This is a genomic window from Comamonas thiooxydans, from assembly GCF_002157685.2.
GTDB classification, from domain to species: Bacteria; Pseudomonadota; Gammaproteobacteria; order Burkholderiales; family Burkholderiaceae_C; genus Comamonas; species Comamonas testosteroni_H.
The window spans coordinates 4,958,932-4,973,094 of sequence record NZ_AP026738.1 but is presented as its reverse complement, the minus strand read 5'-3'; the positions used below and the strand labels follow the sequence as shown (position 1 = coordinate 4,973,094).

The 14,163-nt window shown below is 61.4% G+C and carries 17 protein-coding genes; 9 read left to right on the top strand and 8 right to left on the bottom strand.

Annotation, left to right across the window (positions count from 1 at the left end; translation table 11 throughout):
• Positions 1 to 7: 7 nt before the first annotated feature.
• Genes CTR2_RS23210 through CTR2_RS23200 form a run of 3 tightly spaced genes read right to left on the bottom strand, consistent with a single transcriptional unit; the run spans position 8 to position 1,716 of the window.
• Positions 8 to 610 carry a GNAT family N-acetyltransferase gene (locus CTR2_RS23210; RefSeq protein WP_087080626.1) on the bottom strand — a complete coding sequence of 201 codons (603 nt, stop codon included), beginning with the start codon at positions 608 to 610 and terminating at the stop codon, positions 8 to 10.
• A gap of 11 nt (positions 611 to 621) precedes the next feature.
• A complete protein-coding gene (locus CTR2_RS23205) occupies positions 622 to 843 on the bottom strand; it encodes a hypothetical protein (RefSeq protein WP_003071240.1) in 222 nt (73 codons plus the stop codon).
• 30 nt (positions 844 to 873) lie between these two features.
• Positions 874 to 1,716 (bottom strand): AAA family ATPase, encoded by an 843-nt coding sequence (locus tag CTR2_RS23200; protein WP_087080628.1) that lies wholly within the window; start codon positions 1,714 to 1,716, stop codon positions 874 to 876.
• Positions 1,717 to 1,832: 116 nt separating this feature from the next.
• Here CTR2_RS23200 and CTR2_RS23195 point away from each other — a divergent pair, with 116 nt between their 5' ends.
• Positions 1,833 to 2,495: a c-type cytochrome gene (locus CTR2_RS23195; RefSeq protein ID WP_087080630.1), complete on the top strand. Its 663-nt coding sequence runs from the start codon at positions 1,833 to 1,835 to the stop codon at positions 2,493 to 2,495.
• A gap of 155 nt (positions 2,496 to 2,650) precedes the next feature.
• Here CTR2_RS23195 and CTR2_RS23190 read toward each other — a convergent pair whose 3' ends face one another.
• Positions 2,651 to 3,103, bottom strand: a complete 453-nt coding sequence (locus tag CTR2_RS23190) for a DUF1841 family protein (protein WP_053281877.1) — start codon at positions 3,101 to 3,103, stop codon at positions 2,651 to 2,653.
• A gap of 16 nt (positions 3,104 to 3,119) precedes the next feature.
• Complete coding sequence (kefC, locus tag CTR2_RS23185) at positions 3,120 to 5,012, bottom strand: glutathione-regulated potassium-efflux system protein KefC (protein WP_087080632.1); 1,893 nt, start codon at positions 5,010 to 5,012, stop codon at positions 3,120 to 3,122.
• Between the two features lie 190 nt (positions 5,013 to 5,202).
• On the opposite strand from kefC, the gene CTR2_RS23180 reads away from it, so the two are divergent.
• Positions 5,203 to 5,835 carry a LysE family transporter gene (locus CTR2_RS23180; RefSeq protein ID WP_034366236.1) on the top strand — a complete coding sequence of 211 codons (633 nt, stop codon included), beginning with the start codon at positions 5,203 to 5,205 and terminating at the stop codon, positions 5,833 to 5,835.
• Between the two features lie 133 nt (positions 5,836 to 5,968).
• A complete protein-coding gene (locus tag CTR2_RS23175) occupies positions 5,969 to 6,433 on the top strand; it encodes a MaoC family dehydratase (protein ID WP_003071260.1) in 465 nt (154 codons plus the stop codon).
• Between the two features lie 103 nt (positions 6,434 to 6,536).
• On the opposite strand, the gene CTR2_RS23170 is transcribed toward CTR2_RS23175, so the two are convergent.
• From CTR2_RS23170 to CTR2_RS23160, 3 genes are all read right to left on the bottom strand, one after another.
• Positions 6,537 to 6,911 (bottom strand): DUF4148 domain-containing protein, encoded by a 375-nt coding sequence (locus CTR2_RS23170; RefSeq protein WP_254913215.1) that lies wholly within the window; start codon positions 6,909 to 6,911, stop codon positions 6,537 to 6,539.
• An 87-nt stretch (positions 6,912 to 6,998) separates the two neighbouring features.
• Positions 6,999 to 7,493, bottom strand: a complete 495-nt coding sequence (gene trmL / locus CTR2_RS23165) for a tRNA (uridine(34)/cytosine(34)/5-carboxymethylaminomethyluridine(34)-2'-O)-methyltransferase TrmL (protein WP_087080634.1) — start codon at positions 7,491 to 7,493, stop codon at positions 6,999 to 7,001.
• A gap of 70 nt (positions 7,494 to 7,563) precedes the next feature.
• Entirely contained in the window at positions 7,564 to 8,304 is a 741-nt protein-coding gene (locus CTR2_RS23160; RefSeq protein WP_254913216.1) for a ComF family protein, read from the bottom strand.
• A 144-nt stretch (positions 8,305 to 8,448) separates the two neighbouring features.
• Between CTR2_RS23160 and CTR2_RS23155 the strand changes: the two genes are divergently transcribed.
• From CTR2_RS23155 to CTR2_RS23130, 6 genes are all read left to right on the top strand, one after another.
• Positions 8,449 to 9,303: a class I SAM-dependent methyltransferase gene (locus CTR2_RS23155; protein WP_409021347.1), complete on the top strand. Its 855-nt coding sequence runs from the start codon at positions 8,449 to 8,451 to the stop codon at positions 9,301 to 9,303.
• A gap of 579 nt (positions 9,304 to 9,882) precedes the next feature.
• The gene (gene coxB, locus CTR2_RS23150; protein ID WP_087080640.1) at positions 9,883 to 11,457 is read left to right on the top strand and encodes a cytochrome c oxidase subunit II; all 1,575 of its coding nucleotides are present in this window, start codon (positions 9,883 to 9,885) and stop codon (positions 11,455 to 11,457) included.
• Positions 11,458 to 11,491: 34 nt separating this feature from the next.
• Positions 11,492 to 13,135, top strand: a complete 1,644-nt coding sequence (ctaD, locus tag CTR2_RS23145; RefSeq protein ID WP_087080641.1) for a cytochrome c oxidase subunit I — start codon at positions 11,492 to 11,494, stop codon at positions 13,133 to 13,135.
• 10 nt (positions 13,136 to 13,145) lie between these two features.
• Entirely contained in the window at positions 13,146 to 13,256 is a 111-nt protein-coding gene (locus CTR2_RS23140; RefSeq protein WP_003075487.1) for a cytochrome oxidase small assembly protein, read from the top strand.
• A gap of 35 nt (positions 13,257 to 13,291) precedes the next feature.
• A complete protein-coding gene (locus CTR2_RS23135; RefSeq protein WP_003075489.1) occupies positions 13,292 to 13,906 on the top strand; it encodes a cytochrome c oxidase assembly protein in 615 nt (204 codons plus the stop codon).
• Complete coding sequence (locus CTR2_RS23130; protein WP_003051791.1) at positions 13,903 to 14,100, top strand: DUF2970 domain-containing protein; 198 nt, start codon at positions 13,903 to 13,905, stop codon at positions 14,098 to 14,100. The genes CTR2_RS23135 and CTR2_RS23130 overlap by 4 nt, the downstream gene beginning before the upstream one ends.
• Positions 14,101 to 14,163: the final 63 nt, after the last annotated feature.

Genomic DNA, 14,163 nt, shown 5'->3' with positions numbered 1-14,163 from the left:
CCAGCGCTTATGCAGCGGGTGCATGCTGCTCCAGAAGATAGAGCAGTTGTGCACGGGCTTCAGGCCATTCGCCACTGCGCATGCTGTACATCACGGTGTCGCGAATCGTGCCGTCGCGGCGCAGCGCATGGCCGCGAATCACGCCATCTTTCTTGGCACCCAGGCGCTCGATGGCGCGCTGGCTGGCGAAGTTGAAGTTGTCCGTGCGCCAGCCCACCACATGGCAGCCCAGCGTACCGAAGGCATGGGCCAGCAGCAGTAGCTTGGCCGAGGTGTTGACATGGGTGCGCTGCACGCTTTTGGCATACCAGGTGTAGCCAATCTCCACGCGGCGAATGGCGGGAACGATGTCGTGATAACTGGTCGTGCCCAGCACCTTGCCGGTGGCATCGTCGAGCACGGCGAACGCAAAGCGGTGGCCCTGGTCGCGGCCTAGCAGCGCGGTTTCGATATAGCTGCGTACCTCGTCAGGCTCGGGCACGGAAGTCACTCGAATCTTCCACAGCTCTCCATCGGCAGCGGCCGCTGCCAGTCCAGGCTCATGGCTCAGATCCAGCGGCTCCAGTCGCACGCCGCGGTCGCGCAAGGTCACAGGTTCTACAAAAGTCATGACTTGCTCACTCAAAGTGGATTGCGCTTGCTGCGCCAGAGTCGGGCCAGCTTGAGCCCCAGGCCTCCGCCCAGCCCCACCATGGCGATGGCGGCAATGCTGCCCGCACCATAGCCCTGGGCAAACAGGTCAAGGCCCAGCACATGGGACAGGCCCCAGCCCAGCAGGGCTCCACCCACAAAGCCGATGGCGTCGGAGCCGCCTTCCAGCAGCAGTTGTTGTGCGGTGCTCATGGGCTGTGTCTCCTCGGTTCTGAAGGAAGGTTAGCGGTTGCGCTGGTTCATGAAGACCAGCTTTTCAAACAGGCTCATATCCTGTTCGTTCTTGAGCAGTGCGCCAACCAGGGGCGGTACGCTGACCTTGCCTTCCTCGGATTGCAGGGCCGATGCAGGAATTTCCTCGGCGACCAGCAGCTTGAGCCAGTCGATCAGCTCGCTGGTCGAAGGCTTTTTCTTGAGGCCGGGCAGATTGCGCACATCGTAGAAGACCTTCATGGCGGCGTTCAGCAATTCACCCTGCAGCTTGGGGAAGTGCACGGCCACGATCTGGCGCATGGTGTCGGCATCGGGGAACTTGATGTATTGGAAGAAGCAGCGGCGCAAAAATGCGTCAGGCAGCTCTTTTTCGTTGTTCGAGGTGATGAACACCAGGGGGCGGTGTTTGGCGCGGATCATCTCGTGGGTCTCGTAGCAATAGAACTCCATGCGATCGATTTCGCGCAGCAAGTCGTTGGGGAACTCGATGTCGGCCTTGTCGATCTCATCGATCAGCAGGGCCACGGGGCGCTCCGCCGTGAAGGCCTGCCAGAGCACGCCCTTGACGATGTAGTTGTGAATGTCCTTGACGCGCTCGTCACCCAGTTGCGAATCGCGCAGGCGGCTCACGGCGTCGTACTCATACAGGCCTTGCTGGGCCTTGGTGGTGGACTTGATATGCCACTGCAACAGTGGCATGTCCAGCGCCTGGGCCACTTCCTCGGCCAGCATGGTCTTGCCCGTGCCGGGCTCGCCCTTGATGAGCAGGGGGCGCTGCAGGGTAGCGGCAGCGTTGACGGCCAGCATCAGATCTTGCGTGGCCACGTATTTGTCGGAACCTTGAAACTTCATGGGCGGTATCAGCGTAAGTATTGATAAGCGTGCGAAATTCTCACTGCCATAATCGTTTGCACTGCAGCAAGGCATTTGAGCACCCGTCTGAACTCTTGAAGGATTGTGCGCGCAAAATGATAAAAACTTGGACCACGGTATTGGCAGTAGTTGTCGCATCAGTGACCGGCATCGCAAACGCCCAGGCTGTCAAGGGCGATGCAAAGGCGGGTGAAGGCAAGATCGCCATGTGCATAGGCTGTCACGGCATCACCGGCTATCAGGCCAGTTTCCCTGAGGTTTACAAAGTGCCGATGATCGGCGGGCAGAACGAGGCCTATATCGTCTCGGCCCTGAATGCCTATAAAAAAGGCGAACGAAAACACCCCACCATGCGTGGCATTGCCGACTCGCTGAGCGAGCAGGACATGGCCGATGTGGCGGCCTTCTATGCAGGTCATGGCAAGGCCAAGGATGGCAAGGCCAAGGAGGCGAACTCTGCTGTCACGGCGCTGCTGCAAAAAGGTGCCTGCTTCTCCTGTCACGGTGAAGGCTTTTCGAAACCCATTGACCCGTCCTATCCCAAGGTAGCGGGGCAGTATTCGGACTATGTTTTCCGCGCCTTGCAGTCATACAAAACCGATGGCAATCCGCTCGTCGGGCGCAGCAATGGCGTGATGGCGGGTATTGCCAAGCAGTTCAAGAACGACGAGTTGCAGCAGCTCGCCAAGTACATCGGTGGCCTGGACAGCGAGATGCAGGTAGTGGCGCAGCCGCACTTCCGCCTGGGCCAGAAATAGACCTTGTCTCAGAAAAAGCAAAAGCCCGTGAAGACGGGCTTTTGCTTTTTCTGAGCGGGATGCAGCTCAGGGGGGCGGTACCCAGGGCTTGGGGGGCAGAGCTGGAGCCACCCTGCCGCGAGTGTGTCATCCCCCACCGGAGGCTGCGCAGCGCATCAGGGGGTACTTTTAAAACTGCCGTCGGTGGTGGCCAAACGCTGCACTCCGGCGACATAGGCCTCGCCATCGGGCGGGCGTCCCGAGCGCTGACTTTCCCAGAGCATCTGGCCCAGGCATTCCATGGCGGCGTGATGGGCATCATGCAGATCACGCTTTCTGGTCAGCAGTTCTACGGCCTGGCGTATGCCGCGTGGCGAGTCCACGCTGCACTGCTCGCTGATGGACAGATGCATGGACAGGTGCAGAAACGGGTTGGTGCGCTCGGTCTCCGCATCGTAGTTGCGCGCCACCGCGGCATCCACGTCGGAGAGCTCGTCGAAGTACTCGGGGTGCTCGTCTATCCACAGGCTGGCCAGCGTCTCGATGGCCTCCATGGGCGCGCCGCTGATCATCTTGGCGCGCACACCGCAAAAAAATCGCCGTACATCGGCTTGACTGGGGTTGAACATGATGGCGCGCAGCGTATCACGGCTGCCGGGCGTCGGCCGGACTGTGGTCTTGCTCGCTGGCCAGGGGCGTATCGGGTGCATCGGCGTTGTCGGCCAGCAGATCGGCACGCTCCTTGGCCATCTGCTCCACCAGTTGCTGGCGGCCCTGCTTGGCCACCGCAATCAGCTGGTTCTTGTCCTTGTAATGCGGGTACATGCGCTCGGCCAGTGCCAGATTGTGCTCCCTGAAACGTGCCGTGATGCGTTTGGCTTCGGCCGGACTCTGACCCAGCAGCTCCAGCACCGACTGGGCCGAGATCAGGCTGGACTCGAACACTTCGCGCTGGGCATGCTCGACTCCAAGATCGCGCAGTTGGAACCAGTGATTGAGATCCCGGGTGCGGGCCACGATTTCGAGGTTGGGGAAATGCTTGCGCACCTGACTGGCTATCTTGAGGGACTGCTCGGTGGTGTCGACGGCAATCACCAGCACATGGGCCTGGGCCGCGCCTGCGATGCGCAGCAGGTCCATGCGTGTGGCATCGCCGTAGAACACGCGGTGGCCGTAGATCTGCGCGGCCTCCAGCATTTCCACGCTATGGTCCAGGATGGTCGGGCGTATGCCCTGGGCCAGCAACACGCGAGCCACGATCTGGCCGTAGCGGCCAAAGCCGGCAATGATGATGGGCGAGTCCTGAGGCTCGGAGATTTCCTGGGCCTTCTCCATGCCACATTCCTCGTCACTGATGGTGGAGAAGCGGCGCAGCAGCAGTTTGTCCAGCAGCACCAGCAGCAGCGGGCCCAGCAGCATGGACAGTGCCACGGCCGCGACCAGCATGGACGAGACGCTGTGGCGAAACACCTTGTACTGCGCCGCCGTCTGAAACACCACAAAGGCGAATTCGCCACCTTGCGCCAGCATCAGCGTGAACACCGGGCGCTCGCGCCAGGGGATCTGCATGAATCTGGCCAGACCGAAGATCATCACGGCCTTCAGCGCAATAAAGCCCGTCACCATGGCCGCCATGGTCCACGGGGACTGGAGGATGACGCCGAAGTCGATGCTCATGCCCACGGCCATGAAAAACAGGCCCAGCAGCAGGCCTTTGAACGGCTCGATATTGGTTTCCAGCTCACTGCGGTACTCGCTGTCGGCCAGCAGCACGCCGGCCAGGAAGGCGCCCAGCGCCATGGACAGGCCCACCTGCGTCATCAGCATGGCAATGCCCACGACCAGCAGCAGCGAGGTGGCGGTGAAGATCTCGGGGGTCTTGCTGCGCGCAATCCAGCGCAGCAGCGGTTGCAGCAGCAATCGGCCACCGATGATGACGGCACCAATCGTGCCCACGGTCTTGAGAATGGCCAGCCAGACATGGCTGTCTCCGTGGCTCGCATGGGCGACCTTGTAGGCGCCGAGAATCGGAATCAGCGCCAGGATGGGGATGGCTGCCACGTCCTGGAACAGCAGGATGGAGAAGGCTGCCTGTCCGCTGGGAGTACGCATCAGATTGCGCTCGGCCATGATCTGCAGGCAGACAGCGGTGGATGACAGGGCCAGGCCCATGCCCGCAATCAGGCTGACGCGCCACGACAGCCCAAAGGCCCAGGCAGCCAGGAACAGAATACCGGTGCAGACCGCCATTTGCGCCATGCCCCAGCCGAAGATGGGGCGGCGTAGCTCCCAGAGGCGCTTGGGCTGCAGCTCAAGTCCGATCACGAACAGCATCAGCACCACGCCGAACTCGGCAAAGTGCAGGATGTCGTCCACATTGCGCACCAGGCCAAAACCCCAGGGGCCCATGGCAATGCCGGCGCCCAGGTAGCCGATGATGGCTCCCAGGCCCAGGGCTCTGGCGATGGGGACGGCCAGAACCGCTGCCGTAAGATAGATGAAGCCGTAAGTCAGCCAGATGGGAGAGCCGTGTTCCATGGGAATGTTATGTGGTGTTAACCCTAGAGATATTCCATTTTGGCACCCGTAGCCAAGCGTCAGATTTTTGACAGAAAGAAAAAAGGCACGAATGTTTACCTGGTGCTTATAGCGCCTGCTCAACCCTGCGTCTGCAAGTTGACAGCGCAACTTTTAAGATGGGCGCTTTAGATCGGCGTTTGGAGTGAGTATGGATCTGCACACCTGGTTTGCTTTTTTTGTGGCCTCCTGGATCATCGCGGTCTCGCCGGGGTCGGGGGCTGTGCTGTCCATGAGTCATGGCCTGTCCTATGGCGTGCGCAAGACCAGCGCCACCATCATGGGTCTGCAGCTCGGGCTGCTGCTCATCTTGTTGATAGCAGGTGCCGGCGTGGGCTCGCTGCTCATGGCGTCCGAGTGGGCCTTCAATGCCGTCAAGATCGTGGGCGCCGGCTATCTCATCTATCTGGGCATCAGCCAGTGGCGTTCGGGCGGCTCGCCGCTGGCTGCGCAAGAGGCCGTGCCCGAGGCCAGTCTCAAAAAGCGCGTGCTGACGGGCTTTCTGACCAATGCCACCAATCCCAAGGGCATCATCTTCATGGTCGCCGTGCTGCCGCAGTTCATGACCACCAGCCGTCCTCTGGCCCCTCAGTTGGCGATTCTGGCCGTGACCATGCTGGCCGTGGACACCACGGTGATGCACAGCTATGCCGCAGGCGCCAGCGCCTTGCGCGGCCTGATGCGCAGCGCACGCGCCATGCGCAACCAGAACCGCGTGTTCGGCGGCCTGCTGATGGCCGTGGGTACAGGCCTGTTTTTTGTTCAGCGTTCCAGCGAAGCCTGATCTGCTTTGAAAAGCATAGCTGCCAGCGTATGAATAGATTGAGTCAGCGGCATATTTGATCGAATGATCTAGGGTAAGCCCCTTGTCCCGCGTCAGACATGGCGCAGGGCAGGGGGCTTCTACATTGGGGGGCATGAAAACCTTTCGCTCCTACTCCGAAGTGCTGGCCTCGATTGGGCAGGAAGTCGCCGTCAGCGACTGGATCACCATCACACAGGCCCAGATTCAAATGTTTGCCGATGCCACGGGCGATCAGCAATGGATTCATACCGATCCCGAGCGTGCAGCCCAGGGGCCGTTCGGCGCGCCGATTGCCCATGGCTTTCTCACGCTGTCCCTGCTGCCTCAGTTTTTCGAAGGCACTTTCAAGATCGAAGGCGCCAAGATGGGGGTGAACTACGGGCTCAACCGTGTGCGCTTCATGGCCCCGGTGCCCGTCAACAGCCGCTTGCGGGCCCGCATGACATTGCAGGCAGCGGAGCGCATCGAGCCGGCTGGCATCCAGATGACCTGGCTGGTGACGGTGGAGCGCGAGGGCAGCGACAAGCCTGTGTGCGTGGCTGAGTCGCTGGCGCGCAGCTTTGGTGCTGCGGCCTGATTCGCGGCGCAGTTTTCAAGCCATGAAAAAAGCCCCTTGGCATCGGCCTTGGGGCTTTGTTATTGAGCCGCACCTTGCACAGCAGGGTGCTGCGCAGAGGCCGTCATTCGCCATAGTTGTCCAGCAAACCGGCCTTGCCTGCGGCAATGGTTTCCTGGCGCACTTGCTCACGGCTGAGGTTGCTGGATTGCTGTTGCTGGGACAGAGGCAGATAGGCATCGCCAACGGGCTGCAGCTGACCCCTGGCCATGGCGTCCTGCACCTGGGCCTTGACCTGGGCACGGGTCAGGGTGGACTGACCTGCAACTTCGGGAGGGTAGTGGTCGCCGGTGAAGTCAAAGCCTGCGGCCTGTGCAGCGGCGGCAGACATGGCCAGGGCGGCAACGATGGCAAAGCGGTTGGCGTATTTCATGATTCGTCCTTTGGGTACATCGGGCCTGCAGTCCTGGCGGATATCGTCGGTCGGCTGCAAGTCCATGAGTCGTACTTTAGGACGATCTAATTGCGAGAAAAACCCCCTGTTGCGCAACTTATTGTTCCGAAATTAGAGACAATAGGCGGGAACTTAAAGCGCAGTCTTTGGCTCTGCAAGGGCAGCACCCGCGAAACCCTGCTGGCGCCAGGCTTCGAACACCGTCACGGCCACGGCATTGGACAAGTTCAGGCTGCGTTGAGAGGCCAGCATGGGCAGGCGCAGTCGCTGCTCGTTGGGGAACTGGGCGCGCACCTCGGGTGGCAGTCCTTTGCTTTCAGAACCAAAGACCAGCCAGTCGCCAGCTTTGAATTCCATGGCATGGGCCGGGCTGCTGCTATGCGTGGTCATGGCGAACATGCGCTCGCGCTGCGGCTGACAGGTTTCGAGGAAGGCTTCCCAGCTGGCGTGGCGGGCCACATTGGCGTACTCGTGATAGTCCAGTCCGGCGCGGCGCATATGCCGGTCTTCCATGGAAAAGCCCAGCGGCTCGATCAGATGCAGGCTGCAACCCGTATTGGCGGCCAGACGGATGACATTGCCCGTGTTGGGAGGGATCTCGGGCGCCACAAGAACGATATGAAACATGGGGCGCTATTGTGCAGCCCGGCTTTGACCCACGCTGCCGCCTCCGCAGTTCCAGACTGGCGAATATGGGTCAAGGCGTGCGTGCCAGCACGACTGCGCTGACCGATGCTGCGCCGGCCGACAGCAGGCAGCCTGCCAGTGCATCCAGCGTGGCACCGGTGGTCATCACGTCGTCGAGCAGCAAAATCTCCCGCCCTTTTACCAGAGCCTGTCGAGCCGGGACGAGGCTGAAAATGCCGCGTAGCTGGCGCAGTCTTTGTTCCCGACTGGAGGCATGTTGGGGCAGCTCCAGATGTTGGCGTTGCACAGCCTCGCTCAGCAAGGGTAAAGGCCTGCCATATTGCTCCGAGAGGGAGCGTGCCAGCAGCAGGCTGTGGTCAAAGCCGCGCTCGCGCACGCGCTGTGCGGAGGCCGGCATGGGCAGCAAGGCATCGCAGGCCCTCAGCTGCTCCCTGACTTCGGGGTGACTGGCCATCAGCCTGCCCAGACTGCGCACCAACCCCAGATCGGCCTGAAATTTGTAGCGTGTGATGAGGTTTTGCCAGGGGTAGGCATAGTCCAGCGCGGCGGTGCAGCGCTTGAGTTGGGGTGGTTGCTTGAGGCAGTTGCCGCAGAGGCTGACCAGAGCGGGCAGCGGCAGGGCACAACTGTGGCAGCGGTGCTTGTGCTGAGCCCAGCGTGCATGGCAGTCGCGGCAGATGCGTGGCCCCGGCCAGCGTCCACAGACTGCGCACTGGCTGGGCAAGGCATCCAGCCAACGCTGCTGCTGGCGGCGCAGGTGTGAAAGCCATGTCGCATGAAGGTCGGGCATGGAATCAATATACTCGCGCCGCATTGATCTTCACTCCGGCAGTTGGTGAGCGGCTCGCTTGCTCGACTCTCTGCCTGCTTTTGTCTGCCCATGTCCCACGTCCTGCCTCCCACAATTGATTCTGCAGCTGCAAACCATTGGCAAATGGCCGCTCCGGCCGAATCTCCCTGGTTGCACGAGGAGGTGGCCAGCCGCATGCAGCAGCGCCTGGACTGGATCGTGAAGCCGCCCGAGACCTGGTGCCACTGGGAGCCGGTTCGCGGTGGCATGCAGGCACACCATCTGCTGCGCGAGCGTTATCCGCAGGCCGAATGCACGATCTATGAACCCGTAGCCCGCCGCGAGGCGGTGGCCCAGGACAAGCTCGGCAGCCGCTGGTGGCAGCTCTCGCGCTGGAAGGGGGCTGCCGTGCAGATGGGGGCGCCCGCAGATGCCAGCATGGACATGCTCTGGGCCAATATGCTGCTGCATACCGCAGCCGACCCGCAGACCCTGATCGAGCGCTGGCACAAGGCGCTCAAGGTCGATGGCTATGTCATGTTCTCCTGCCTCGGGCCGGATACGGTGCAGCAGCTGCACAGGCTCTACGCCGAACTGGGCTGGGGGCCGGCAGGTCATACGTTTACCGATATGCATGACTGGGGCGACATGCTGGTGCACTCCGGCTTTGCCGAACCGGTGATGGACATGGAGCGCATCACCCTGACCTTCGCCACGCCGCAGCGTCTGCTGCAGGAGCTGCGCGAACTGGGCCGCAATTTCCACCCCGGGCGTTTTGCCGGCCTGCGCGGCCGTGGCTGGAAGGCCGGGCTGTTGCAGAAAATTGAGCAGCACTGGGCCGACAAGCAGCCCGATGGACAGCTCTCGCTGACCTTCGAGATCGTCTATGGTCACGCCTACAAACCGCAGCCCAAGCTGCGTCTGGAAGCCAATAGCGCCGTGTCGCTGGAAGACATGAAGGCCATGCTCAAACAGCCGCGCAACACGGGTTTGCGATAGCACATCTGTCGTTTTCCGGTCATTGATTCGACACAAAGCTGCCTACAATTTCCCCTAGTTACTTCATGGATAGCAGCAGTTCTTCGGGCTTCTCTCCTGCCTGAAGGAAAACAGACAGTGCGGCCCAAGCCGCCAGGGGAGATATCGGGTGTTTCGCTTTGCCAAGGGGACTGGCCAGCGGGTTCGACAGCGGCCGGTTTTCGCATTTCATCATCACCACAAGCCAGCTTCCTGCTGCGCTGATGCATCCCTGTGCCCGGCGGTAGCCGCGGTACAGCAGCGTCCCATCTCCCCTCTTTCTGTCCTGGCTGCCAGACCAGTTTCAGCCATGTCCGGCGTTTGCCGTGAGATGCGCTTGCCAGTACGAGTTTCAAGTCCGGTCAGGCTTGCCTGTGCAAGCCCGGTTGGCATGGGTTTCCGGTACATGCATTAGTGAATGCGCGCAGACAGTGCTATCAAATTCTGGGGCATGCTGCGTTGAAGTTCGCGAGGTAGTGTGAGTGTCACAGCCTTCCGGCCGGCAGCGGCGGAAGCGGTGTGAGCGAGTGGACAACTGAGGCTTAGAGGTAAGTGAAAACGATGAAAAACATTTCCACCAAGCTGGTTCCCTGGAGTTTGGCCTTGGCGGCGTGGGGCAGTTCCATGGCCTATGCGGCGCAGGATCTGCCGGGAGGCCCTGCCGTCAACCAGCTCAATCTGCATCCGCCTGTGACACGCATTGCCGTGGAGCAGCACTGGCTGCACTGGATGATGCTCATCATCTGCACGGTGATCTTCATCGCGGTGTTCGGGGTGATGTTCTATTCCATCTGGAAGCACCGCAAATCCCAGGGAGCCAAGGCCGCGAACTTCCATGAATCGGTCAAGGTGGAAGTGGCCTGGACGGTGGCTCCCTTCATCATCGTGATCCTGATGGCGCTGCCAGCCACCAAGGTGCTGGTGGCACAGAAAGACACGACCAATGCCGACCTCACCATCAAGGCCACCGGCTACCAGTGGAAATGGGGTTATGACTATCTGAGCGGCGAGGGCGAAGGCCTGGGCTTTGTGTCCACGCTGGATAACGCCCAGCGCCAGATGTCCAACAGCGGCGATGTGAGCAACGCGCCCAGCGACTATCTGCTGAGAGTCGACAACCCGCTGGTCGTTCCCGTGGGCAAGAAGGTGCGCATCATCACCACGGCCAACGATGTGATCCACTCCTTCATGGTGCCGGCCTTCGGCATCAAGCAGGACGCGATTCCCGGCTTTGTGCGCGACACCTGGTTCAAGGCCGAGAAGACCGGCGACTACTACGGCCAGTGTGCCGAGTTGTGCGGCAAGGAACATGCCTACATGCCCATCCACGTGAAGGTGCTGTCTGCGGAGGCTTACAGCGCCTGGGTGGCCGAAGAAAAGAAGAAGCTGGCCGCCAAGGCCGATGATCCGAACAAGGTCTGGGTACTGGCCGATCTGGTGGCACGTGGCGAAAAAGTCTATGCCGCCAACTGCGCTGCCTGCCACCAGGCCAATGGCAAGGGAGCCGGTCCCATCAAGCCGCTGGACGGCAGTCCCGTGGTGCTGGGCCCCACGGCCGACATGATGCATGCCGTGCTCGAAGGCCGCGCCAACGGTGCCATGCCGGCCTGGAAGCAGCTGAGCGACACCGAGCTGGCAGCGGTGGTGACCTTTGCCAAGAACCACTGGAGCAACCAGACCGGCCAGCTGGTGCAGCCCGCCCAGTTTGTGGCTGCGCGCGGCGGCAAGTTCCCTGAAGGCGGCGGAAGTGCGGCACCCGCAGCTCCGGCTGCCGACTCTGCTGCTCCTGCGCAAGGTGCAGCCGCTGCCGCCAGCGATGCAGGCCCTTATCAGGTCTTTTTCGAGACCGGCAAGAGCGCGCTCGACGATCAGGCTCAGGCTGCGGTGAAGAAGGCGGCCGAGTACTGGAAGGCCCACAAGGACGGCAAGATTGCTCTGTCGGGCTTTGTGGACTCCACCGGCAACGCCGACAAGAACGCGGAGCTGGCCAAGGAGCGAGCCAAGGCCGTGGCCAAGCTGCTGGAGGACAGCGGTATTGCGGGAGACCGCATCGAGCTGCGCAAGCCCGAGACCATCACGGCTGCGGCAGGCTCGGACCAGCAGGCACGCCGTGTTGACATCACGGCCGCGAAGTAAGCCCCGGGTATAGAGACCGATTGGAGAAAAGAATATGAGCGCCGTAGTTCCTCCCGTCCACACCCATGAGGGCCATGGTCACGACCATGGGCACGATGACCATCACCACGCCATGCCCTCGGGCTGGCGCCGCTGGCTGTTTGCCACCAATCACAAGGACATCGGCACGATGTACCTGCTGTTCTCCTTCACCATGCTGATGGTGGGAGGCATTCTGGCCATGCTGATCCGTGCCGAGCTGTTCGAACCCGGCCTGCAGATCGTCAATCCCGAGCTGTTCAACCAGCTCACCACCATGCACGGCCTGATCATGGTGTTCGGCGCCATCATGCCGGCCTTCGTGGGCTTCGCGAACTGGATGCTGCCGCTGCAGATCGGTGCTTCCGACATGGCGTTTGCGCGCATGAACAACTTCAGCTTCTGGCTGCTGATTCCCGCCGGCATCATGCTGGTGGGCTCGTTCTTCATGCCCGGCGGTGCGCCTGCGGCCGGCTGGACGCTGTATGCGCCGCTGACGCTGCAGATGGGCCCGTCCATGGACACCAGCATCTTTGCCATGCACATCATGGGTGCCAGCTCCATCATGGGTGCGATCAACATCATCGTCACCATCCTGAACATGCGCGCGCCCGGCATGACGCTGATGAAGATGCCGCTGTTTGCCTGGACATGGCTGATCACCGCCTATCTGCTGATCGCCGTGATGCCCGTGCTGGCCGGCGCCATCACCATGACGCTGACCGATCGTCACTTCGGCACCAGCTTCTTCAATCCTGCAGGCGGTGGCGATCCGGTGATGTACCAGCACATCTTCTGGTTCTTCGGCCACCCCGAGGTCTACATCATGATCTTGCCGGCCTTCGGCATCGTCAGCCAGATCGTGCCCGCCTTCAGCCGCAAGAAGCTGTTTGGCTACACCTCCATGGTCTATGCCGTGGCGGCGATTGCCATCCTGTCCTTCATCGTCTGGGCGCACCACATGTTCACCACCGGCATGCCGGTCACGGGTCAGCTGTTCTTCATGTACGCGACCATGCTGATCTCCGTGCCCACGGCCGTGAAGGTGTTCAACTGGACGGCCACCATGTGGCGCGGCTCCATGAGCTTTGAAACCCCGATGCTGTTCGCCGTGGGCTTCATCTTCGTGTTCACCATGGGCGGCTTCACGGGGCTGATACTGTCCATGGCGCCCATCGACATCCAGCTGCAGGACACCTATTACGTGGTGGCCCACTTCCACTACGTGCTGGTGGCCGGTTCGCTGTTCTCCATGTTCGCCGGCTATTACTACTGGTCGCCCAAGTGGACGGGCGTGATGTATTCCGAGACGCGCGGCCGCATCCACTTCTGGGGCTCGCTGATCTTCTTCAACATCACCTTTTTCCCCATGCACTTCCTGGGTCTGGCCGGCATGCCGCGTCGCTATGCCGACTACCCCATGCAGTTCGCCGACTTCAACATGGTTGCCTCCCTGGGCGGCTTTGGCTTCGGCCTGATGCAGGTGTATTTCTTCCTGTTCGTCGTCTGGCCCGCGATGCGCGGTCACGGCGAGAAGGCGCCGCAAAAGCCTTGGGAAGCGGCCGAAGGCCTGGAGTGGGAAGTGCCTTCTCCGGCTCCGTTCCACACCTTCGAGACGCCACCCAAGCTCGATGAAACCGCCACCAAGGTGATCGGTTGAGGAGGCGCGAATGACGACACAGGAGCAACGCAAGGCGAACCGGAGGCTGGGGCTGATCCTGGCCTCCACGGCTGCCGTGTTCTTTATCGGCTTTGTGGTGAAGATGGCCTGGCTGCATTGAGGCAGGCCGATGGCAACCGAGTGAAGGAGCTTGAGGTGAGCATAGCCAAGGAAAACGCGAAGATGGTGGGCAAGCTGGCGATCGTTGCCCTGGGCATGTTTGCGTTCGGCTATGTGCTCATTCCCATCTACAAGCATATCTGCGAGCTGACGGGCATCAACATCCTGTCGCTGTCCGAAAAGCAGGTGCCCGGTGCCGGCGTGGCGGGCCGCGACGTGAAGCTTCCGCCCAACAGCCAGATCGACACCAGCCGCACCATCACCGTGGAGTTCGATGCCAATGCACGCGGACCCTGGGACTTCAAGCCGGCCAAGCGTTCGGTGCAGGTCCATCCCGGCGAGCTGGCCACGGTGATGTACGAGTTCCAGAACGTGCAGAACCGGCGCATGGCCGCCCAGGCCATCCCCAGCTATGCGCCGCGTCAGGCCACGGCCTTCTTCAACAAGATGGAGTGCTTCTGCTTTTCGCAGTACACGCTGGAGCCCGGCGAGAAGCGTGAGTGGCCGGTGGCCTTTGTCATCGATCCGCGTATCTCCAAGGATGTGAAGACCATCACGCTGTCCTACACCTTCTTCGAGGTGGGCGGCAAGACCCCCGCAGCGCCTGAAGGCAGCACGGCTGCAGTCGTCACGCCCGGAGGCAGTTCATGACGCAGGATGCCAAGAAGACAGGCTTCTGGCGCAGCATTGTGGCCGTCGCCTGGGCCATGCTGGGCGTGCGCAAGGGCAAGGAGTACGAGAAGGATTTCGCCAGCATCACGCCGCTGCATGTGATTGCCGTGGGGCTGGTGGCGATTTTTGCCTTGGTATTAGCGTTGATATGGATCGTCAACCTGGTCGTTTAGCCTCTGGCTGAGGACAGGTGTGGCGAATGCAGTGCCATTGATAGTGGAGCGTCGGTCAAAACA